This window comes from Vibrio sp. SCSIO 43153, assembly GCF_023716625.1.
Taxonomy (GTDB): domain Bacteria; phylum Pseudomonadota; class Gammaproteobacteria; order Enterobacterales; family Vibrionaceae; genus Vibrio; species Vibrio rotiferianus.
The window spans coordinates 2,444,756-2,465,958 of record NZ_CP071855.1 but is presented as its reverse complement, the minus strand read 5'-3'; the positions used below and the strand labels follow the sequence as shown (position 1 = coordinate 2,465,958).

Below are 21,203 nucleotides of genomic sequence, written 5' to 3'. Positions count from 1 at the left end.
GGTGATTTGATGAGTTTAGGCCCTTTGGGTATGTCTGGTGGCATGGATATTAATTCCATGGTCAGCAAAATTGTGGATGCGGAGCGTGTGCCAAAACAGCAGCGCATCGACAATGAGCGAATGAAGATAGACACCAGCATTAGTGCCTATGGGCGACTCAGAGAATCATTGGATACGATGAAAAATCTCATGGCGAATTTTCGTCAAGAGAAAGCATTTGCCGTTCGTAAAGTTGATACAACGGACGATGCTGTCGTGTCAGCAACTGCAACCACTGATGCTATAGCTGGTAAGTATGCTATCGATGTGTTGCAGCTTGCACAGAGCCATAAATTGGCGTCGGATGTTGTTCCTGAAGACGCAAAGTTTGGTCCTGGTAAGCTGCAGATTTCATTAGGTGACAAAGACTTCGAAGTTAATGTCAGTGCTGGTACTAAACTAGCCGATGTTGTTCGTGGAATAAATGGGGCCAAGGGTAACCCTGGTGTCCGTGCCTCCATCATTAACGATGTAGAAGGGCCACGTCTGATCCTTGCCTCGAACCAATCAGGCAAGGACCATCAACTTCATATCAATGTTGATTCTGAAGTGGGAAACCCACTTAAGAAATTTGAATACAAAACGTTAGAAGAGCGAGTAAAAGCGCTCGAAGACGCTCGCAATGCAGCGGAAGAGATCATTGGTCCGCTAACCTCTCCAGAAAATGACAAACTCGCTGATCCAAATGCTCCTCAAGAGCTTGATGAGCAAGGTAATCCTATTCCTCCTGAAGAAGCCTCATCTCCGCAGGAAAACGCCCATGACACTGATAAGAATGAACCTATTTCATCATTTGGTGCAGAAGCGGCAAAAGCTGGTCAAGCAGCGATAGATCAAGCGCAGAAGAAAGCAGGCATGATGCCTGAAGATAGCATCGGTGGATGGTCAGAAGCGGCATCTGGTACTTTGCTGGACTCTTATCGTACGCCTGAGCTTGAACTCGATGAAAAAGCGATAGGAAAAGCTCCTGATATCCCTGGCTGGACAAACACCGCATCAGGTACATTGACGGACTCTTATGTTACTGCGAAAGAAGCGCAGCAACAGCTAGAGCAAGAAAAAGCTGAGATTGAACAAAAAATCGCTGACGAGAAGCAGGCGCTGGACGAAAAAGTAGCTCGTGGTGAGCTCACTCAAGATCAAGCTACTCAGATGCACAGGGCAAAGCTTGATCCCAAAGAGCGTGAAAAGCTGGAAAAGATTGACGCCGCTGAAGCTAAATTAGAAAAAGCACAAAAATCGTTTGAGACTTACATGGGCATGGCTCAGGTTCAAGCGGGTCAAGACTCTCTAGTCGTACTTGATGGCGTTGCTCAACTTTCTAGCCACAATAACGTCATAGAAGACGCAGTTGAAGGTGTAAGCTTGAGCTTGAAAGGTACGACACCTAAGGACAAGCCTGCCGCAGAAATTGGCGTTGAATATGACAGGCAGAGTGTTCGCCAGGATATAGAGACGTTTGTATCGGCATACAACAACTTCTATCAAACTTCCAAAGCTTTGTCTGGTGTTGATCCGATGACTGGACAAAAAGGCCCCTTAGCTGGTGATAGTACCGTTAGGAGTGCTGACTCTAGATTGAAGTCAGTGTTTTCGAGTCGTATTGAAAAAGCCCCAGAAAACCTTAAGTCACTGACTGAGTTTGGGGTCACCACCACTCGACAAGGTACTCTAGAGATAAATTATGAGATGCTTGATAAGCAGCTCAACAATAACTTTAACGAACTGGAAAAGTTTTTTGGCGGCAATACAGGCTTTGCTAAGCGGATAGAAGATGCCATTCATGGTATTACCGGTATCACAGGTTCTATCAGAACCAGGGAAAAAAGCCTTACAGAACAAAACTATCGTTTAAATGACGATCAGGCGGCATTAGATCGCCGCATAGAGGGGCTTGAAAAGCGTACTCATGACAAATTTACAGCCATGCAAGACGCCACAGGTAAAATGCAGGGGCAACTCGGTGCATTAATGAGCGCGTTGGGTTAATAAATGGAATCTGAACTAGCAAGCCTGCGTGACCTCGATCAACTAATTTCTCAAGAATTAGAAAAAGTTGAACTAAATACTGAAGAAATTTTGCGTTTGGTCGATATTAGGGAACAGATGTTGCAAAACCTGCTACCTATTGTCGAAGTCAATACTGATTTGAAGCAGGATGCGGAGTGGCAAGCAGTGGTCACTCGAACTAAAGAAATTGTTGAGCTGATGCAGTGTGAAACGAGCCAACTAGGGAAGCAGCTTCATAAGCTTCGCTACGGGCAACGTTCGCTTCAGCAGTACAAAAAATTTATATAAAAGAGGAATACTATGCGCGGTTCATTACAGGCATATAAAAAGGTTTCAGTTGACAGCCAACTAAGTGCTGCGTCTCCGCACAAAGTAATTCAAATGTTGATGGCTGGTGCAATTGAACGTTTGATTCAAGGCAAAGCAGCGATGCAAGCAGGCAACATTCCTGCAAAAGGTGAGCGTCTTGGTAAAGCGCTAGACATTATTATTGCACTGCGTAGTTGCTTATCTATGGATGACGGTGGTGACATTGCTTCAAACTTAGATTCTTTGTATGAGTTCATGATTACTCAGATTTCAGCGGCGAACCATCAAAATGATCCTCAGCCTATTGATGATGTGATCGATATTATTCGAGAGATCAAATCAGCATGGGACCAGATTCCACAAGAGTTCCACAACCTAACTGCGGCTGAAGTTGGTATTTAATATCGAAAACAATACTTTATGACAGACATAATGTATTGCTACTGATTGCACAATAGTTGGTGCATTAAAGTTTCAATCGAGCTCACACCTCTTTATTGCTTGGTTGCCTTATTTTTTTATTCAAATAAAATAGAAGTCATTAGTGGCCCTAATGGCTTTTTTTGTTGCTGATTTTCTTATTTTGTCTATCGTTATTTGAGACGGTCTCTTATTCGTTTACTCAAATTCGCTTATCAAGGTTTGGCCGCAACACACCAAAAACAAAGGCAATTATTCTTACTTATGCAAGGTTTGGCAAAGCTGCTTGTAATCGATGACGACGCCCCGAGTCGCTTGAATATAAGCAATATATTGGAATTTGTTGGAGAGAGTTGCGATGCTGTCAGCTCTAAACAACTGGACGAAGTGGATTGGTCTGGTGTTTGGTCTGGTTGTATTGTCGGCAATATATCCAATGCTCAAACGATGACGCAAGTTATTGCTTATTTGAGCCAAGCACACCATATTCCTTTGCTTGTCATGGGACCGTTACCTCTTTCTGTTGATGAGCTTCCGAACTATGTTGGAGAGTTAGAGCTGCCTCTTAACTTTCCTCAACTGAGCGAAGCACTGCGACATTGCAAAGACTTTTTGGGACGAAAAGGTGTCAACGTCGTTGCGTCTGCGCGAAAGAATACGCTTTTTAGAAGCCTTGTAGGCCAAAGTCGTGGTATCCAAGAAGTTCGTCATCTGATTGAGCAAGTATCGGGTACGGAAGCAAACGTATTGATCCTTGGTGAATCTGGTACAGGTAAAGAAGTTGTTGCTCGCAATATTCACTACCATTCAGCACATCGAAATGGCCCATTCGTACCGATTAACTGCGGCGCTATCCCACCTGAGCTATTAGAAAGTGAACTCTTTGGTCATGAGAAAGGGGCATTCACGGGGGCTTTAACATCTCGAAAAGGCCGCTTTGAGCTCGCAGAAGGTGGCACGATTTTCCTTGATGAGATCGGCGATATGCCAATGCCGATGCAAGTCAAATTGCTACGTGTTCTCCAAGAGAGATGCTTTGAACGCGTTGGCGGTAACACGACGATTAAAGTTAATGTTCGTGTTGTTGCAGCAACCCACCGCAATTTAGAGCGCATGATTGAAGAGGGGTCGTTCCGCGAAGACCTATACTACCGCCTAAACGTTTTCCCAATTGAAATGCCCGCTTTAAAATCTCGTAAGCAAGACATCCCTTTGCTTCTACAAGAGCTGATGGCGCGTTTAGAAGCTGAAGGTGGATTGCCAATATGTTTTACACCACGAGCAATTAATTCACTGATGGAGCATCATTGGCCTGGCAACGTGAGAGAATTGGCAAACCTGGTTGAGCGAATGATTATCCTTTACCCGAATAGTTTGGTGGACGTTAATCACTTGCCAACCAAATATCGCTACAGTGATATTCCAGAGTTCCAGCCGGAAGGAAATCCATTTACTTCTGTAGAAGAGCAAGAGAGAGATGTGTTCCAAGACATCTTCTCTGAAGACTTCAATTTTGATGAACAGAGTGATTTGGACCACAACCTTAATGCTCCGCAAGCTCTACCACCAGAAGGTGTGAACCTGAAAGAGCTTCTAGCTGATTTGGAAGTCAATATGATTAGCCAAGCATTAGAAGCGCAAGGTGGGGTAGTTGCCCGTGCTGCTGATATGTTGGGCATGCGCCGTACAACACTGGTTGAGAAGATGCGTAAATACAATTTACAGCGCTAGCCCTAGTTAAAATCGACAATAAAACCACACTTTTATGAGTGTCAACTTCTTGTCGAAGGGTTAACTTCATGATAAATATAAAGAATGGCTTGGCACGTTAATTGCGTACCAAGCTATTTTAGTATTTAAATGGCGATATCTCGACAGGCAGCAAATGGACAATAAAGCAAACCAGTCCCACTTAGACTCGGTAGAAAACCAAGTTGAGCAGTACAAGCAAGTTCTGGACGTAATGCCTGCCGGTGTCATCTTGCTCGATACACAAGGTGTCGTCAGAGAGGCGAACCCAGAAGCGCATCGTATTCTTGAAGTACCACTCGTCAACGAAAAGTGGTTTAACATCATTCAGGCGGCTTTTGACCCTCGTGAAGACGATGGGCATGAGATCTCTCTAAGAAACGGTCGTAAGGTGAGACTTGCGATTTCGGCCTCGACAACGGGGCAATTGATATTGATCACTGACCTAACAGAAACGCGCTTACTTCAATCACGTGTGAGTGATTTACAGCGTTTATCGTCTTTAGGTCGAATGGTGGCGTCTCTAGCGCATCAGGTTAGAACGCCGCTTTCAAGTGCGATGCTTTATGCCTCTAACCTTGCTGCTCCAAATCTACCACCTGCGACAAAAGAGCGTTTTCAAAGCAAATTAATGGATCGACTGCACGATTTGGAAAAGCAGGTCAATGATATGCTGCTTTTTGCCAAAGGTGGTGATAATAAGGTTATTAAGCCTTTCACGATTGCACAGTTAGTGGCCGAATTTCAGCCCATGGTTGAAACCGCTCTCAAGAATAATCAAATCGATTATTTCCAAGAGGTCGAGCAAGAAGATACGGTATTGCTTGGTAATGCCAACGCTATCGCATCAGCTCTTAGTAACTTAGTAATGAACGCGATCCAGATTGGCGGTAAAGAATCACAAATTGATGTTTTCTTCCGACCAGTGAATGGAGAGCTGCGAATCTCGGTTCAGGACAACGGTCCTGGCGTTCCTGACGAACTACAAACCAAGATTATGGAACCGTTTTTTACAACACGTTCCCAAGGTACTGGTCTAGGGCTCGCCGTTGTGCAAATGGTCTGTCGTGCCCATGATGGCAGACTTGAACTTCTTTCAGAGCAGGGTGATGGAGCCTGCTTTACTATTTGCATTCCACTCGAGCGAGTGCAAGCAGAGTCTGAATAATGCTGACACTGCGAACAAGAATTACTGGAGAATCGTAATGGCGCAAAGCAAAGTGCTTATCGTTGAAGACGATGAAGGTCTTCGTGAAGCATTAGTAGACACACTTGCTCTAGCTGGCTATGAGTGGTTAGAAGCAGATTGTGCAGAAGACGCATTGGTTAAATTGAAATCCAATGCAGTTGATATTGTTGTCTCTGATGTCCAAATGGCAGGGATGGGTGGGCTCGCTTTACTGCGTAACATTAAGCAAAATTGGCCTAACTTACCTGTTTTGTTGATGACAGCGTATGCCAATATTGAAGATGCGGTATCAGCGATGAAAGATGGCGCCATTGATTACATGGCGAAACCTTTTGCGCCTGAAGTGCTGCTCAACATGGTGAGTCGTTACGCACCTATCAAATCAGACGAGAATGGCGATGCCGTTGTTGCTGATGAAAAGAGCCTTCAATTACTCGCTCTTGCAGATAAAGTTGCTCGTACTGATGCAAACGTGATGATCCTTGGACCAAGCGGTTCGGGTAAAGAGGTGATGTCGCGCTACATCCACAATGCGTCAAACCGTAAAGACGGTCCGTTTGTTGCCATCAACTGCGCTGCAATCCCGGATAATATGCTTGAAGCAACGTTGTTTGGTTACGAGAAAGGTGCCTTCACTGGCGCGGTACAAGCGTGCCCGGGTAAGTTCGAGCAAGCACAAGGTGGCACTATCTTATTGGATGAAATCAGTGAGATGGACTTAAACCTACAAGCAAAACTGCTGCGCGTATTACAAGAGCGTGAAGTGGAGCGCTTAGGTAGCCGCAAGAGCATTAAGCTAGATGTGCGTGTACTTGCAACCAGTAACCGCGACCTTAAACAGTATGTATCAGAAGGCAACTTCCGAGAGGACTTGTATTACCGCCTCAATGTGTTCCCAATTTCATGGCCTGCATTATGCGATAGAAAAGGGGATATCGAACCGTTAGCTAAACATCTTGCTGAAAGGCATTGTGGGAAAATGGGAATGCCAGTACCAAGTTTCTCTTACGCTTCAATCGAAAAACTATTGTGTTACCCGTGGCCAGGGAATGTGCGTGAGTTAGATAACGTTGTTCAGCGTGCCCTAATTTTAAGTGACAATGGCGATATCGAAGCTGAGCATATTCTTCTGGAGGGCGTTGACTGGCAGGATGCGAGTAGCCTGCAAAGCGTAGTTCAAAGTGGCAATGTAGTTGTACCAGATGTTAAACCTATCGCGGAAGTGGAACCACTGCGTGGCACGACAAGTAGCGAAGGTTTAGGCGGTGAACTGCGAGACCAAGAGTACGCGATTATTCTTGAAACCCTTATCGAATGTAATGGTCGCCGCAAAGAAATGGCAGAAAAGTTGGGCATCAGCCCACGTACTTTGCGTTATAAACTTGCCAAAATGCGTGACGCGGGTATAGAAATTCCGGGTTAATGCATGGGTAAATAGCCATGAGACAAAAGAGTAGCTACACTATTGAGCCTATTGTCTTATGGCACGCTACTTGCTGCGTCAATAAATAGATTTATATTAGTCGTCAAACTTTTGGCTTAGAGGTGACAATGAAAATTGATGGTCTTCAATCACAAATGCGTGCCATGATGGTAGAGGCGAGCAATACTACTCCCGTTGCAACTGGTGCAAAAGTGGGCGCAGATTTTGGTGATCTTTTAACTAAAGCCATCAATAACGTTAACTCATTGCAAAAAGCGTCTGGAGATCTACAAACTCGCTTTGATCGCGGTGACGCTGACGTATCCCTTTCTGACGTTATGATTGCACGAAACAAATCTAGCGTCGCATTCGATGCAACTGTCCAAATTCGAAATAAACTCATTGAGTCTTATAAAGACCTCATGAACATGCCAGTTTAATTTTAGGTAACAAGTGTGGCAGAACAGTCTACAGATTTAACCGTCTCTGATGGCGGAACCGATGGCGCTCTTGTCTCTAGTTCGGATATCGATGTTGAAGGTCAAAATCCAGATCTAGAAGAGCGCAGTGCATCAAAGTTTGATATGGCAGTAGGTGATCTCGATCTACTGCGACAAGTCGTACTTGTACTTTCTATCTCTATCTGTGTTGCGTTAATTGTGATGTTGTTTTTCTGGGTCAAAGAACCAGAAATGCGACCACTTGGCGCGTATGAAACTGAAGAACTTATCCCAGTTTTAGACTACTTAGATCAGCAAAAAATCAATTATAAACTTGATGGTAATACGATTTCCGTCGAAGCGAGCGACTACAACTCAATTAAGTTGGGAATGGTTCGTGCAGGTGTCAATCAAGCGACTGAGGCTGGCGACGATATCCTTTTGCAAGATATGGGTTTTGGTGTGTCTCAGCGTTTGGAGCAAGAGCGTTTAAAACTCAGCCGTGAAAGGCAGCTCGCTCAAGCAATTGAAGAAATGAAGCAAGTTCGCAAGGCTCGTGTCTTACTTGCATTACCAAAGCACAGTGTTTTTGTCCGTCACAACCAAGAAGCTTCGGCATCGGTATTTTTAACTTTATCGACTGGGGCAAACCTGAAGCAGCAGGAAGTCGACTCTATTGTCGATATGGTGGCAAGCGCCGTACCTGGGATGAAAACATCTCGAATTACGGTGACGGATCAGCATGGACGTTTGCTTAACTCTGGCTCACAAGACCCAGTTTCCGCCGCTCGCCGTAAAGAGCAAGAGCTTGAACGCAGCCAAGAGCAATCTTTGCGAGAAAAAATTGATTCTGTTCTTTTGCCTATTTTGGGGTACGGAAACTATACCGCGCAGGTTGATATTCAAATGGACTTCAGTGCCATCGAACAAACACGTAAACAGTTTGATCCGAATACGCCAGCGACACGCAGTGAATATGCACTTGAAGATTATAACAATGGCAGCATGGTTGCAGGGGTGCCGGGGGCTCTAAGTAATCAGCCTCCTGCAGATGCATCTATCCCGCAAGATGTTGCGCAAATGAAAGACGGTTCGGTGCTAGGCCAGGGCTCAGTACGCAAAGAGTCAACTCGTAACTTCGAATTGGATACGACCATTCGACATGAACGTATGCAAACAGGAGTGATTAACCGCCAAACCGTTTCCGTAGCTATCAAAGAACATCGCAATGTTAACCCTGACACTGGTGAGGTGACGTATACACCGCTCAGTGAATCTGAAATTAACGCCATCCGTCAAGTTTTGATTGGTGCCGTCGGATTTAGTGAAGCGCGTGGAGACTTATTGAATGTTCTGAGCGTTAAGTTTGCAGAACCTGAAATGGAACAGTTGGCCGATACGCCAATTTGGGAGCACCCTAACTTTAATGACTGGGTTCGCTGGTTCGCAAGTGCACTTGTCATTATCGTGGTCGTTCTTGTTCTTGTTCGCCCTGCTATGAAGAAACTTCTCAACCCTGCGGCGGATGATGAAGACGAAATGTATGGACCTGATGGTCTACCAATTGGTGCAGATGGTGAGACCAGCCTGATTGGCAGTGATATCGAGAGTAGTGAACTGTTTGAATTTGGTTCAAGCATCGATCTACCAAACCTTCATAAAGATGAAGATGTGTTGAAAGCGGTTCGTGCGTTAGTCGCAAACGAACCAGAGCTTGCCGCTCAAGTAGTTAAGAACTGGATGTTGGATAATGGCTAACGATATTGTTCCTCAAGAAGAAAATGCGGGTGTACCTGCAGAAATTGACCCATCAACCATTTCTGGTGAAGAGAAAGCGGCAATTTTGCTGTTGAGTCTCAATGAACAAGATGCAGCAGGGATAATTCGCCACCTTGAACCAAAGCAGGTTCAGCGTGTTGGTAGTTCGATGGCGAGAGCGAAGGATCTTAGCCAGGATAAAGTTTCTGCGGTACATCGTGCATTTCTGGAAGACATTCAGAAGTACACTAACATCGGTATGGGCAGTGAAGACTTTATGCGTAATGCGCTTGTGGCTGCACTAGGTGAGGACAAAGCGAATAACCTAGTAGACCAAATTCTACTTGGTACTGGTTCTAAAGGTCTTGATTCATTGAAATGGATGGATCCTCGTCAGGTTGCCAGCATCATTGTTAACGAGCACCCGCAGATTCAAACTATCGTATTGTCATACCTAGAAGCGGATCAATCGGCAGAAATCCTATCTCAGTTCCCTGAACGCGTGCGTCTCGACCTAATGATGCGAATCGCCAACCTAGAAGAAGTTCAACCTTCTGCATTGGCTGAGCTAAATGAAATCATGGAGAAGCAGTTTGCTGGTCAGGCTGGTGCACAAGCAGCGAAGATTGGCGGTTTGAAGGCAGCAGCAGAGATCATGAACTACCTCGACAACAACGTCGAAGGTTTGCTCATGGAGCAGATTCGAGATCAAGACGAAGACATGGCGACGCAGATTCAAGATCTTATGTTTGTATTCGAAAACCTTGTCGAAGTGGACGACCAAGGTATTCAAAAATTGCTGCGTGATGTGCCTCAAGATGTTCTGCAGAAAGCACTTAAAGGTGCCGATGACTCTCTACGTGAGAAGATCTTCAAGAACATGTCTAAGCGTGCCGCTGAGATGATGCGCGATGATATTGAAGCAATGCCACCAGTACGTGTTGCAGATGTGGAAGCGGCGCAGAAAGAAATTCTGGCAATTGCAAGACGAATGGCTGATAGCGGAGAAATCATGCTATCAGGCGGCGCGGACGAATTCCTATAATCACTACAGCCCTGCACCATTCTCCGCAGGGCTAATTATCTTCAAAGCTAAGTACACAGTAGGTGCCCCATGGTCGGTGATAGAAAACGTGGCTTTATTCGCCCTGACGAAGAGGATTCGATGGTTGAACCTCAGCGCTGGGGGTTACCAGACTATGCCGATGCCAGTTCTAAGCAGGCGAAAGAGACCGCCTTTAATTATGACCCAGGGTGGGTGCCTAATTTTGATGAGCCTGAAGAAGAGCAAGTTCTTGAATTAACAGAAGAGCAAATCGAGTTAATTAAGCAAGGAGCGTATCAAGAAGGCTTGCATCAAGGCCAAGAGGCTGGTTTTAAGCAAGGCTACGAAAAAGGTAAAGATGAAGGCCTACAAGCAGGCCATGCAGAGGGCTTAGAACTCGGTAAAGTCGAAGGCGTGACTGCAGGTCAAGAGTACATTCAGCAACAAGTTGAGACCTTTATTAACCTTGCTAACCAATTTGCTCAACCGCTTGAGTTGATGAATGCTCAGGTCGAAAAGCAATTGGTAGACATGGTGTTGTGCCTTGTAAAAGAAGTGGTTCATGTAGAAGTTCAAACGAATCCTCAAGTCATCCTTGATACGGTGAAGCAGTCTGTCGAAGCATTACCAATCAGTGGACACCCGATCACTTTGCATCTTAACCCCGACGATGTATCCATCATTCGCTCTTCTTATGGCGAGAGTGAGTTGGAGTTCCGTAATTGGACGCTTGTAGCAGAGCCTGCGTTAAATCGTGGTGATGTACAGATTGCCGCGGGAGAGTCGAGTATTAACTACCGAATGGAAGAGCGCATCAAGCAAGTGATTCAGAGTTTTTGTGGAGCCAATCGCCATCAAGGAGGCGAGTAAGCCATGCTTGCGTTAGCTGAACGCCTCAAAAGCTACAAAATCGAAGGGCTTACCACGAGGCCTGTTGCCTCAGGGAAGCTCGTCAGAGTTGTGGGTTTAACACTAGAAGCAACAGGCTGTCGTGCTCCAATTGGTAGTTTGTGCTTGGTTGAAACTATTTCCGGACATATGGAAGCAGAAGTCGTAGGTTTCTCTGGTGATAATCTATTTTTGATGCCGAGTGAGCAAATCACAGGCATTCTTCCTGGCGCTAGAGTGACGCCACTGACCAGCGAAGCAGGCCTGCCGGTAGGCATGGAGCTTTTGGGGCGCGTTATTGATGGCGTTGGTAACCCGCTTGATGGATTGGGTCCTCTGTACACAGAGCAGCGTGCATCTTTCAATGCCGAACCCATCAACCCTCTGTCACGTAAACCGATCTCTGAACCACTCGATGTTGGCTTAAAAGCGATTAACGGTTTGTTGACGGTTGGTAAAGGTCAGCGTATCGGTCTGTTTGCAGGTTCTGGTGTTGGTAAATCGGTAACTCTAGGCATGATGACTCGCGGAACAACTGCTCAAGTTGTGGTGGTTGGCCTGATTGGTGAGCGTGGCCGAGAAGTAAAAGAGTTTATTGAGGAGATTCTTGGCGAAGATGGACGACGTCGTTCTGTTGTTGTCGCCGCTCCTGCTGACGCATCACCTCTTATGCGTTTGAAAGGTTGTCAAACGGCGCTAACAATTGCCGAATATTTTCGAGACCAAGGCTTAGATGTCTTGCTTCTAATGGACTCACTAACCCGTTTTGCTCAAGCTCAGCGTGAAATAGCTTTGTCGGTCGGTGAACCGCCAGCAACTAAAGGCTATCCACCGAGTGTTTTTGCTAAGCTTCCTGCGCTCGTGGAACGTGCTGGTAATGGCAGTCCAGAGCAAGGGTCAATTACGGCATTTTTTACAGTATTAACAGAAGGTGATGACCTTCAAGACCCAATTGCTGACGCATCACGAGCGATTCTTGATGGTCACATTGTACTTTCTCGTGAAATGGCGGATGCCGGTCATTACCCTGCGATTGATGTAGAGAAGTCAGTCAGTCGTGTTATGCCGCAAATTACGACTGAGGAGCACGTCCTGATGTCAAAAGCGGTACGTCAGGTATTGTCGATTTGTCGCAAGAACCAAGACTTGGTGTCAATCGGAGCCTACAAGCCGGGCACCGATCCAGCTATTGATGGTGCATTTACCATCAAACCAAAACTGGATGAATACCTACAACAGCGGATGAAAGAGTCGGTTCCTTACGACATGTGTGTGAATATGTTGAAAAGCCTCTTGGGTGGGTAATAACCTATGAATAATGCGATGGAATTCTTGCTTGAGCAGGCAAAAGAGCGTGAAGACCAAGCAGTGCTTGCACTCAACAAAGCGCGCACTGAGCTAGAAGATTACTACCGCCAAGTAGAACAAATCGAAAAGTATCGTCTTGATTACTGCCAGCAGCTCGTAGACCGTGGCATGGCAGGGCTTACTGCAAGTCAATACGGGCATTTGAATCGATTCCTCACGCAATTAGATGAAACGTTATCTAAGCAGAAGCAAGCAGAAACCCACTTCAAGGAACAAGTAACGAACTGCCAAGATTACTGGTTAAACATGCGCAAAGAGCGCATGTCTTACGAGTGGATGATTGAAAAGCGCGAGAAAGAAAAACAAGCGGCGGAAGCTAAGCGAGAGCAGAAGCAAATGGATGAGTTTTCTACCTTGCTCTACAGCCGAAAGCCACAACATTTCTGAGTTTTATCACTCGACGGTTTCAAGCAAGGTGCGTATATAGCACCTTGCTCAATTCCTTCAAACCCTCAAGTGAATCAAGTTCCATTATTACCATTCTTTGAGTCGGTACCCAAGGGCGCAAATCTAACCGCTAAACAACGTCATCATAATTGTGTGCACCAACATGAACACAGCTACCTAACATTTGTCTCTCTTCGAGCACGAGTAAAAATTTCGTTCTTCTTTCAACCAGGTTAACCACAGTTCAGTTTGGTCTCTTTTGATCTGCTGTTGGCGTGATTTTTGCAAATTAGCTATCAATATCGGGTCTTGTGACCTAAGTTTGCCGCCAAAGTGCAATCCGACAGCGATATGCTCAACGCTGCCGATGATGAGAGTGTTTATATGAATGTGAATTTATCGAATGTTTCTGCAACCAATAAGGTGTCGGTCACCGATTCTTCTAGTAAGGTTGTTGAAGATAACCCTGAAAGCAAAGGTTTTTTTGAAACCTTAGCTGGGGTGTTTAGTGATTCACAAAAAGCAGAGAAGGCGGTGGCAAAATCTGATGCACCTGACGCTTCGGTAGAGACCAAAGATGAAGTGGTTAACGATGCTTCAGCAGACTCAGAAGCTGAAAGCCAAGCAAAAGTCTCTGCGGAAGGTGGTGAAGCTGATAAAGTCGCTTCCACAGAGTCGACCGATGAACTGCTTGAGCAGAGTGAATCCAAAGCAGCAGGTGCACAAAGTGGCGACCACGAAAGTAAATCAATTAAAGCTGAATTAGATACTGCAAGTCGTTCCACCTCTCCAGACTCTAGCGAAATGACAAAGGGAGCGGAGGCGACGTTGACTGGTTCTGAATCAGCTTCACTGGCTGCGAAGCCAACTCAAGACTCTCAAACGAACATTGCCCAAACCAAATCTTCCGAGCAACCACAGACCGAGCAAGTGAAGAGCGCGATGGGAGAAGGTCAGCAGCTACTTGGGCGTATTGAGCAAGCAAACCAAACGCTTCAATCAAACGAGCTTTCTGGTGGCAAAGCATTGCCACCAGAAAGCGTTATGGTATCGGCGGGCGCTAGTAATGTGCAAAGTGCTCGCCTAACTTCGGAGCAACAAAAAGCTTTAGCGACAGATACGTCTATCAAAGGGATGGAGACGACTTCTTCGGTTGACCCTGAAAAAGTGATGCTAGACGCTGATGGCAAGCCGCTAGTTGTCGCTTCGAATGCGTCAAACGTACAACATGTGCCAAACATTTCTCAGCCACAACAAGGTGGTGACATCCCATCAGCAGCGCAGATTGATTGGAACTCACCAAGCACACAGGCGGTCCATGCAGAAGCGATGGTGAATGCGACGACCCAAGCAGCGGTCAATGGTCAAGTCGTAGCACAAGGCGCTCAAGCGCTAGTCGGTACAGAAGCTCTTAATCAGGCAATACCACTAGAAAGCGAGGCAGTTGAAGTACAACGCGTAGCTCTTGCTGAGCTGGACATTATTGATACCAAGTTAGCGCAGGGTGAGCCTCTGTCTGCAAAAGAAATCGAGATAATTGAAGGGCTAAAATCTGGCGAGTTGGTCGCGGATATCCCAGAGCAAGAGTTAGCCCAATTTGTCGCTTTACCTAGTGATGTGAAAGTGGCGATGGCCGAGCATCAAGCAACGCTCACTCAAAGTCGCGTAGCGGCTTCAGCGGTGAGTGCTCAACAAGCGCACCAACTTGCTACGCAAGACCTAAAACATGCAGTAACGCAAGCCAATGTGCAAACAACGGTGACACCAAATGCAGATAAAGCTGCGGCAATGCCAGATGCCTTGGTTGCAGCCAATATGACCCCTGCAGCGCACGCAGGTGCGAATCTAGACTTAAGTAAAAAGGCAATGAGCGCAAGTCTAGCGGCTGGCACACTGAAAGGCACTTCACACCAGCAGGACAAACCAGAAGCTCAGCATGGTTTAGCGGGACAAATTCAAGCTGCAGCAGGTCAGCAAGGCGTAACGGCCCAGCAACAGGCGCGAGTTGATGCGGCTCAGCAACCTCAACTACCACTGCAGCTAACCAAAGAGCTAGCCAATGAACAAGTTGCAGAAAAAGTGCAGATGATGATGTCGAAGAATCTTAAGAACCTCGATATCCGCTTAGATCCGCCAGAGCTAGGGCGTATGCAGATCCGCATGACAATGAACAACGATTTAGCCAATGTTCATTTTACGGTTAGTAATCCCCAAGCTCGAGATTTGATTGAACAGACGCTACCTCGTTTAAGAGAAATGCTTGCTCAACAAGGTATGCAGCTTGCTGACTCTTCTGTTCAGCAGCAGAGTAGTGGTCAACAACAAGGGTATACTGCATCAGAACAGTCTGGAAAAGGTGGCTCAGAGCGAGGTTTTTCTGGTCAATCAGATGAAAACTTTGATGCTGATGTGAATCTTGATTTGAATGTGACTTCAAAGCGTGATGGAATTAGTTTTTACGCATAAAATATCAGAGTTTTAGCGTCAAATAACATAAGAGAAGAATATGGCAGAAGAACAACCACAAGGTGCTGACGCGCCTAAAGGCAAAAGTAAATTGTTAATTATCATCATTGCAGTCGTCGTATTGCTTGGTGGTGGCGGTGCTGCTGCATTCTTTTTAATGGGCTCTGGTGAACCTGAACAAGCCGCGGTTGAACAAGACGCGCAAGCTGTCGCGGCAGCAAACCCAATCGCTTACGTTAATATTGCGCAGCCGTTTGTGTTCAATGTAACAGGTGATAGCCGGGATCGACTTGTTCAAATCAAAGCACAACTGATGGTTCGTGGTAGTGAAAATGAAAACTTAGCTCGCTATCACTCACCACTTATAGAAAGCTCTCTTCTATCAACGTTTGCTTCTGCTACGGTTGAGCAGCTGCGCTCTCCGGATGGTCGAATTGAGTTAAGAAACCGAGCGACTGACGATATCAAAGCTGCGCTGAATGCTGCGGTTGGTAAACCAGTTATCGAAAAAGTCCTATTTACAGACTTTGTTATTCAATAGGTAAAACGTGACAGATCTATTAAGCCAAGATGAGATTGATGCGCTATTACATGGTGTAGACGATGTTGATGACGTCGATGAACCCATGGACGAAGACACGGGGAGTGCCGTTAACTTCGACTTCTCATCTCAAGACAGAATTGTACGTGGTCGCATGCCGACGCTCGAACTTATCAACGAGCGCTTTGCACGACACATGCGGATCAGTCTGTTTAACATGTTGCGTAAAACGGCAGAAGTGTCGATCAATGGCGTACAGATGATGAAGTTTGGTGAATACCAAAATACCCTGTACGTTCCAACCAGTCTGAACATGGTGCGTTTTCGTCCGTTAAAAGGTACGGCACTGATCACTATGGAAGCGCGTCTGGTGTTTATTCTGGTAGAGAACTTCTTTGGTGGCGATGGTCGCTTCCACGCCAAAATCGAAGGTCGTGAATTTACTCCAACCGAACGACGCATTATTCAATTACTCCTAAAAATTGTTTTTGAAGACTACAAAGAAGCATGGTCTCCGGTCATGGGGGTGGAGTTCGAATATCTCGATTCAGAAGTAAACCCTAGTATGGCCAACATCGTGAGCCCGACAGAAGTGATTGTTGTCAGCTCATTCCATATCGAGGTTGATGGCGGTGGCGGCGATTTTCACGTTGTAATGCCTTATTCGATGGTTGAACCTATCCGCGAATTGCTGGATGCGGGTGTTCAATCTGACAAGATGGAAACAGACGTACGTTGGAGTTCTGCTCTGCGTGAAGAGATCATGGATTGCCCGGTAAACTTTCGTGTGAATTTGCTGGAGAAAGACATCTCTCTACGTGACTTGATGGAACTTCAACCGGGTGATGTGATCCCGATTGAGATGCCAGAACACGCGACGATGTTCATTGAAGATTTACCCACCTATCGAGTCAAAATGGGGCGCTCAGAAGACAAGCTGGCAGTGCAAGTTTCTGAGGAAATCGAGCGTCCACATGTAGTAAAAACGGATTTGGCGTTTTTGGGTAAGGACATTATGTCTGAGCTTGAAAGCGATGATGACGATTAAATTAATACGCCAGTATTTCAATGCCTTTGCTGAATTGATCGCGAAGGTGGAAGAACAAAGAAGATTTAAGACAGGACACAATAATGGAACCAAGTGACGATCAAAAACTTGCTGACGAATGGGCAGCAGCTCTTGGCGAAGATCCATCAGCACCATCAATTGATGTTGATGAAGTGCTTGCAGCGCCATTAGAAGAGTTGAAAGATACCTCTGCGCCTATTTCTGAAGATGAGCGACGTAAGCTTGATACCATCATGGATATTCCCGTGACTATCTCGATGGAAGTCGGTCGTTCTCAGATTAGCATTCGAAATCTATTGCAGTTAAACCAAGGCTCTGTCGTGGAACTGGACCGCTTAGCGGGAGAGTCCCTTGACGTGTTAGTGAACGGTACACTCATTGCTCATGGTGAAGTTGTTGTCGTCAACGACAAATTTGGTATTCGTCTGACGGACGTAATTAGCCAAACTGAACGTATCAAAAAGCTACGCTAGTATGAGAAGTTCAATCAATACACGGTTGATGCAAATGACAGGAGCACTGAGCCTTGCGCTGAGTGCTCCTTATGCATTTGCAGCGGCGCCAAATAGTTTGGATATGGCGACGACATTGGGCTCATTGGTTCTTGTCATTGGTGTCATCATCTTTTTGGCATGGCTGCTAAAGCGTATGCAGGTTCCAGTAATGGGTCAGCAAAAAGGTTTAAGAATTGTCAGCCAGTTACCTGTCGGAACGAAAGAGCGTATCGCAGTCGTGCAAGTCGGAGAAGAGCAATTTTTGGTAGGTATTACCAGTCAATCGATTCAAACCCTGGCTAAACTAGAACAGCCGCTAAAAGAGGATGAGTTGGCGACCAATGCATTTGCTAGTCAATTTAGCCAACTGATTAAAAAGAATGATAAAGGATAATCCAATTAGGCTGGTCATCGGCCTTGTTGTCTTGATGCTAAGTCTATTAACGTCGTCAGCCGCGTTCGCTCAAGCCGAAGAAGGCGCATTGCCCGCCAACTTAGCCCCAGGAGGCAGTGTTACCGTGCAAGCGATGGAGAGTGATAAAGGTGCAAGCCACTCGTTATCGGTTTCCAACACGGGCGGCATTCCGGCATTTACCATGACGACCAATCCAGATGGTAGCGAAGATTATTCCGTTACGCTGCAAATTCTGGCTCTGATGACCATGCTTGGCTTCTTGCCGGCGATGGTCATTTTAATGACTTCTTTTACCCGTATCGTGGTCGTCATGTCCATTCTGCGCCAGGCTATGGGTTTGCAGCAAACGCCATCAAACCAGGTCATTATTGGTATTGCGTTGTTCCTTACTTTTTTCGTGATGTCCCCAGTACTCAATGAAGTGAATGAAACAGCCATTCAGCCATATTTAAACGAGCAAGTCACAGCGCGAGAAGCTTTTGATGCAGCACAACAGCCTATGAAGGCATTTATGCTCAAGCAGACTCGCGTTAAAGACCTTGAAACGTTCGTTAATATGTCTGGGGCGGAAGTGACAAACCCTGAAGATGTCTCTATGGCGGTGTTGATCCCTGCTTTTATCACTTCTGAACTAAAAACAGCTTTCCAGATTGGTTTTATGCTGTTTCTTCCGTTTCTTATTATTGACTTAGTGGTCGCGTCAGTACTGATGGCGATGGGTATGATGATGCTCTCGCCTATGATTGTATCCCTGCCATTCAAGCTAATGTTGTTCGTGTTAGTTGATGGCTGGAACTTAATACTATCAACCCTAGCGGGCAGCTTTGCTTTGTAGCTGGGCAAATTTGAAGAGGAATAATTATGACTCCTGAAATGTTTGTCGAGCTTTTCCGAGATGCTTTGTGGATGGTGCTGCTCATGGTCTGCGCCATCATTATTCCTAGCTTATTAATTGGTTTAGTCGTGGCAATCTTTCAAGCGGCAACGTCTATCAACGAACAGACATTGAGCTTTTTGCCACGTTTGATTGTGACCTTGTTGGCCCTAATGCTATTTGGTCACTGGATGACGCAAATGCTGATGGAGTACTTTTTTGGTTTGATTGAGCGCTTGCCTCAAGTGCTTTATTAACAAGGTATTGTGATGGAATACCCAACTGACATTGTACTGGATTGGATTGCCAATTACTTTTGGCCATATGTCCGTATATCTTCAATGTTAATGGTAATGACTGTGACTGGTGCTCGCTTTGTTTCGCCACGTATTCGTCTTTACCTCGGGTTAGCGATTACGTTTGCCGTGATGCCAGCTATTCCGGCAGTTCCTCAAGATATTGAATTGCTCTCATTTCGTGGTTTTATGACCATCGCTGAGCAAATCATTATTGGCGTTGCAATGGGAATGGTTACTCAGTTTTTGATTCAAACTTTTGTTCTGCTGGGCCAGATATTAGGTATGCAGTCGAGCTTAGGCTTTGCATCGATGGTCGATCCGGCTAATGGTCAAAATACCCCATTGCTTGGTCAACTCTTCATGTTTTTGGCAACCTTATTCTTCTTAGCAACAGATGGGCACCTGAAAATGCTACAGCTGGTGGTGTTTAGCTTTAAAACTCTACCAATTGGTTCAGGCAGCCTGAATGCGGTCGATTATAGAGAGATGGCAAGTTGGTTGGGGATTATGTTTAAAACGGCATTGAGCATGTCTTTATCTGGCATTATTGCGCTACTTACTATTAACTTATCTTTCGGTGTAATGACTCGTGCCGCACCACAGCTAAACATCTTTTCGCTCGGTTTTGCCTTTGCTTTGATGGTTGGTTTGTTGTTGTGTTGGTATATTTTGGCTGGCTTATATAGCCACTACTTACTGTATTGGACAGTGGGTGAGGAGCAAATTTGTAACCTCATTCGCTTGAGTTGTTAGGAGGCTGGTTTGGCAGAGTCAGACGGTCAAGAACGCACCGAAGAAGCCACCCCCCGACGGTTACAACAAGCCAAAGAAAAGGGGCAGGTGGCTCGTTCTAAAGAGCTTGCATCGGCCTCGGTGCTTATCGTCGGTGCTGTATCTTTAATGTGGTTCGGAGAATCTTTGGCTCGTGCTCTGTTTTCTATCATGAGCCGCTTGTTCGCTCTTAAGCGCGATGAAATCTTTGATGTCGCCAAATTGTTTGATATCGCGGGCGGTGCTCTTACTTCCTTACTGCTACCTCTGCTACTGATCCTACTGACGCTCTTTATTGCTGCGGTGATTGGCGCGGCTGGCGTGGGGGGAATCAGCTTTTCTGCAGAAGCGGCGATGCCTAAGTTGTCAAAAATGAACCCACTAAGTGGCCTGAAGCGAATGGTGGGGCTACAAAGCTGGGTTGAGTTGGTCAAATCAATCCTAAAGGTTGGCTTGGTGACAGGGGTGGCAATTTACTTGATCCAAGCATCACAGGCTGATTTGATTCAGCTTAGTATGGATGTTTATCCGCAAAACATTTTCCATGCACTCGATATCTTGCTGAACTTCGTCTTGCTGATCAGTTGCTCGCTATTGATAGTTGTCGCGATTGATATTCCATTTCAAATCTGGCAGCACGCTGACCAACTCAAAATGACCAAGCAAGAAGTCAAAGACGAATACAAGGATACAGAGGGTAAACCAGAGGTTAAAGGCCGTATCCGAATGCTACAACGTGAAGCCGCTCAACGAAGAATGATGGCTGATGTTCCGCAAGCGGATGTTATTGTCACCAACCCAGAACACTTTTCTGTTGCACTTCGTTATCAGCAAAAAACAGACCGTGCGCCTGTCGTTGTTGCCAAAGGAACGGATCATATTGCGATGAAAATTCGTGAGATTGCGAGAGAGCATGACATTGCGATTGTGCCAGCTCCTCCTTTAGCGCGTGCACTGTACTACACCACTGAGTTAGAACAGCAGATTCCTGATGCACTATTTACCGCTGTCGCACAAGTACTCGCTTTCGTATTCCAGTTAAAGCAGTACCGCAAGCGTGGTGGACAAAGACCAAAACTCAAGGACTATGAGTTACCTATTCCCCCAGAATATCGACATTAATGCTTAGGGAAATTAGCTAAAGATCAAAGGATTGAGAATTACTTTGATCTTTAGTCATTATTTTGGCGTTTATGCTGGTACACAGATTGCTTAAATCGTGTTTATCAACAACAATACCTAGCACTTA

General features: G+C 45.7%; 21 protein-coding genes. All 21 read left to right on the top strand.

Annotation, left to right across the window (positions count from 1 at the left end; translation table 11 throughout):
- The first annotated feature begins 9 nt into the window (after nt 1-9).
- The 21 genes from fliD to flhB all read left to right on the top strand — a co-directional run bounded on the left by fliD (nt 10) and on the right by flhB (nt 21,076).
- Nucleotides 10-2,028: a flagellar filament capping protein FliD gene (fliD, locus tag J4N37_RS11805; RefSeq protein ID WP_252040994.1), complete on the top strand. Its 2,019-nt coding sequence runs from the start codon at nt 10-12 to the stop codon at nt 2,026-2,028.
- Between the two features lie 3 nt (nt 2,029-2,031).
- Complete coding sequence (locus J4N37_RS11800) at nt 2,032-2,337, top strand: flagellar protein FliT (protein WP_252040992.1); 306 nt, start codon at nt 2,032-2,034, stop codon at nt 2,335-2,337.
- Between the two features lie 12 nt (nt 2,338-2,349).
- Complete coding sequence (gene fliS, locus J4N37_RS11795) at nt 2,350-2,760, top strand: flagellar export chaperone FliS (RefSeq protein WP_010449633.1); 411 nt, start codon at nt 2,350-2,352, stop codon at nt 2,758-2,760.
- A 282-nt stretch (nt 2,761-3,042) separates the two neighbouring features.
- Nucleotides 3,043-4,509, top strand: a complete 1,467-nt coding sequence (locus J4N37_RS11790; protein WP_010449631.1) for a sigma-54 dependent transcriptional regulator — start codon at nt 3,043-3,045, stop codon at nt 4,507-4,509.
- A gap of 154 nt (nt 4,510-4,663) precedes the next feature.
- On the top strand, nt 4,664-5,695 hold the full coding sequence (locus tag J4N37_RS11785) for a sensor histidine kinase (protein ID WP_010449629.1): 1,032 nt from the start codon (nt 4,664-4,666) through the stop codon (nt 5,693-5,695).
- 37 nt (nt 5,696-5,732) lie between these two features.
- Complete coding sequence (locus J4N37_RS11780; RefSeq protein WP_252040990.1) at nt 5,733-7,139, top strand: sigma-54-dependent transcriptional regulator; 1,407 nt, start codon at nt 5,733-5,735, stop codon at nt 7,137-7,139.
- A gap of 128 nt (nt 7,140-7,267) precedes the next feature.
- Nucleotides 7,268-7,579 carry a flagellar hook-basal body complex protein FliE gene (gene fliE / locus J4N37_RS11775; RefSeq protein WP_045390017.1) on the top strand — a complete coding sequence of 104 codons (312 nt, stop codon included), beginning with the start codon at nt 7,268-7,270 and terminating at the stop codon, nt 7,577-7,579.
- A gap of 15 nt (nt 7,580-7,594) precedes the next feature.
- Complete coding sequence (gene fliF, locus J4N37_RS11770) at nt 7,595-9,337, top strand: flagellar basal-body MS-ring/collar protein FliF (protein ID WP_045390020.1); 1,743 nt, start codon at nt 7,595-7,597, stop codon at nt 9,335-9,337.
- The gene (gene fliG / locus J4N37_RS11765; RefSeq protein WP_010449620.1) at nt 9,330-10,382 is read left to right on the top strand and encodes a flagellar motor switch protein FliG; all 1,053 of its coding nucleotides are present in this window, start codon (nt 9,330-9,332) and stop codon (nt 10,380-10,382) included. Before fliF ends, fliG begins: the two co-directional genes overlap by 8 nt.
- Nucleotides 10,383-10,451: 69 nt before the next feature.
- Complete coding sequence (gene fliH / locus J4N37_RS11760; RefSeq protein WP_010449618.1) at nt 10,452-11,252, top strand: flagellar assembly protein FliH; 801 nt, start codon at nt 10,452-10,454, stop codon at nt 11,250-11,252.
- Nucleotides 11,253-11,255: 3 nt separating this feature from the next.
- A complete protein-coding gene (fliI, locus tag J4N37_RS11755) occupies nt 11,256-12,575 on the top strand; it encodes a flagellar protein export ATPase FliI (protein WP_010449616.1) in 1,320 nt (439 codons plus the stop codon).
- Between the two features lie 6 nt (nt 12,576-12,581).
- Nucleotides 12,582-13,025 (top strand): flagellar export protein FliJ, encoded by a 444-nt coding sequence (gene fliJ / locus J4N37_RS11750; protein ID WP_252040989.1) that lies wholly within the window; start codon nt 12,582-12,584, stop codon nt 13,023-13,025.
- A gap of 384 nt (nt 13,026-13,409) precedes the next feature.
- Nucleotides 13,410-15,491, top strand: a complete 2,082-nt coding sequence (locus J4N37_RS11745) for a flagellar hook-length control protein FliK (protein ID WP_252040987.1) — start codon at nt 13,410-13,412, stop codon at nt 15,489-15,491.
- Between the two features lie 40 nt (nt 15,492-15,531).
- On the top strand, nt 15,532-16,032 hold the full coding sequence (fliL, locus tag J4N37_RS11740; protein WP_171358928.1) for a flagellar basal body-associated protein FliL: 501 nt from the start codon (nt 15,532-15,534) through the stop codon (nt 16,030-16,032).
- A gap of 7 nt (nt 16,033-16,039) precedes the next feature.
- Nucleotides 16,040-17,080: a flagellar motor switch protein FliM gene (fliM, locus tag J4N37_RS11735; protein WP_010449607.1), complete on the top strand. Its 1,041-nt coding sequence runs from the start codon at nt 16,040-16,042 to the stop codon at nt 17,078-17,080.
- An 83-nt stretch (nt 17,081-17,163) separates the two neighbouring features.
- A complete protein-coding gene (gene fliN, locus J4N37_RS11730) occupies nt 17,164-17,574 on the top strand; it encodes a flagellar motor switch protein FliN (protein ID WP_010449605.1) in 411 nt (136 codons plus the stop codon).
- 1 nt (nt 17,575) lies between these two features.
- Entirely contained in the window at nt 17,576-17,989 is a 414-nt protein-coding gene (fliO, locus tag J4N37_RS11725; RefSeq protein ID WP_252040985.1) for a flagellar biosynthetic protein FliO, read from the top strand.
- Nucleotides 17,976-18,845, top strand: a complete 870-nt coding sequence (gene fliP / locus J4N37_RS11720; RefSeq protein WP_010449602.1) for a flagellar type III secretion system pore protein FliP — start codon at nt 17,976-17,978, stop codon at nt 18,843-18,845. The genes fliO and fliP overlap by 14 nt, the downstream gene beginning before the upstream one ends.
- Nucleotides 18,846-18,871: 26 nt before the next feature.
- Nucleotides 18,872-19,141 (top strand): flagellar biosynthesis protein FliQ, encoded by a 270-nt coding sequence (gene fliQ / locus J4N37_RS11715; protein ID WP_152684473.1) that lies wholly within the window; start codon nt 18,872-18,874, stop codon nt 19,139-19,141.
- A 12-nt stretch (nt 19,142-19,153) separates the two neighbouring features.
- On the top strand, nt 19,154-19,936 hold the full coding sequence (fliR, locus tag J4N37_RS11710; protein ID WP_010449599.1) for a flagellar biosynthetic protein FliR: 783 nt from the start codon (nt 19,154-19,156) through the stop codon (nt 19,934-19,936).
- 9 nt (nt 19,937-19,945) lie between these two features.
- Nucleotides 19,946-21,076 (top strand): flagellar biosynthesis protein FlhB, encoded by a 1,131-nt coding sequence (gene flhB / locus J4N37_RS11705; protein ID WP_252040983.1) that lies wholly within the window; start codon nt 19,946-19,948, stop codon nt 21,074-21,076.
- Nucleotides 21,077-21,203: the final 127 nt, after the last annotated feature.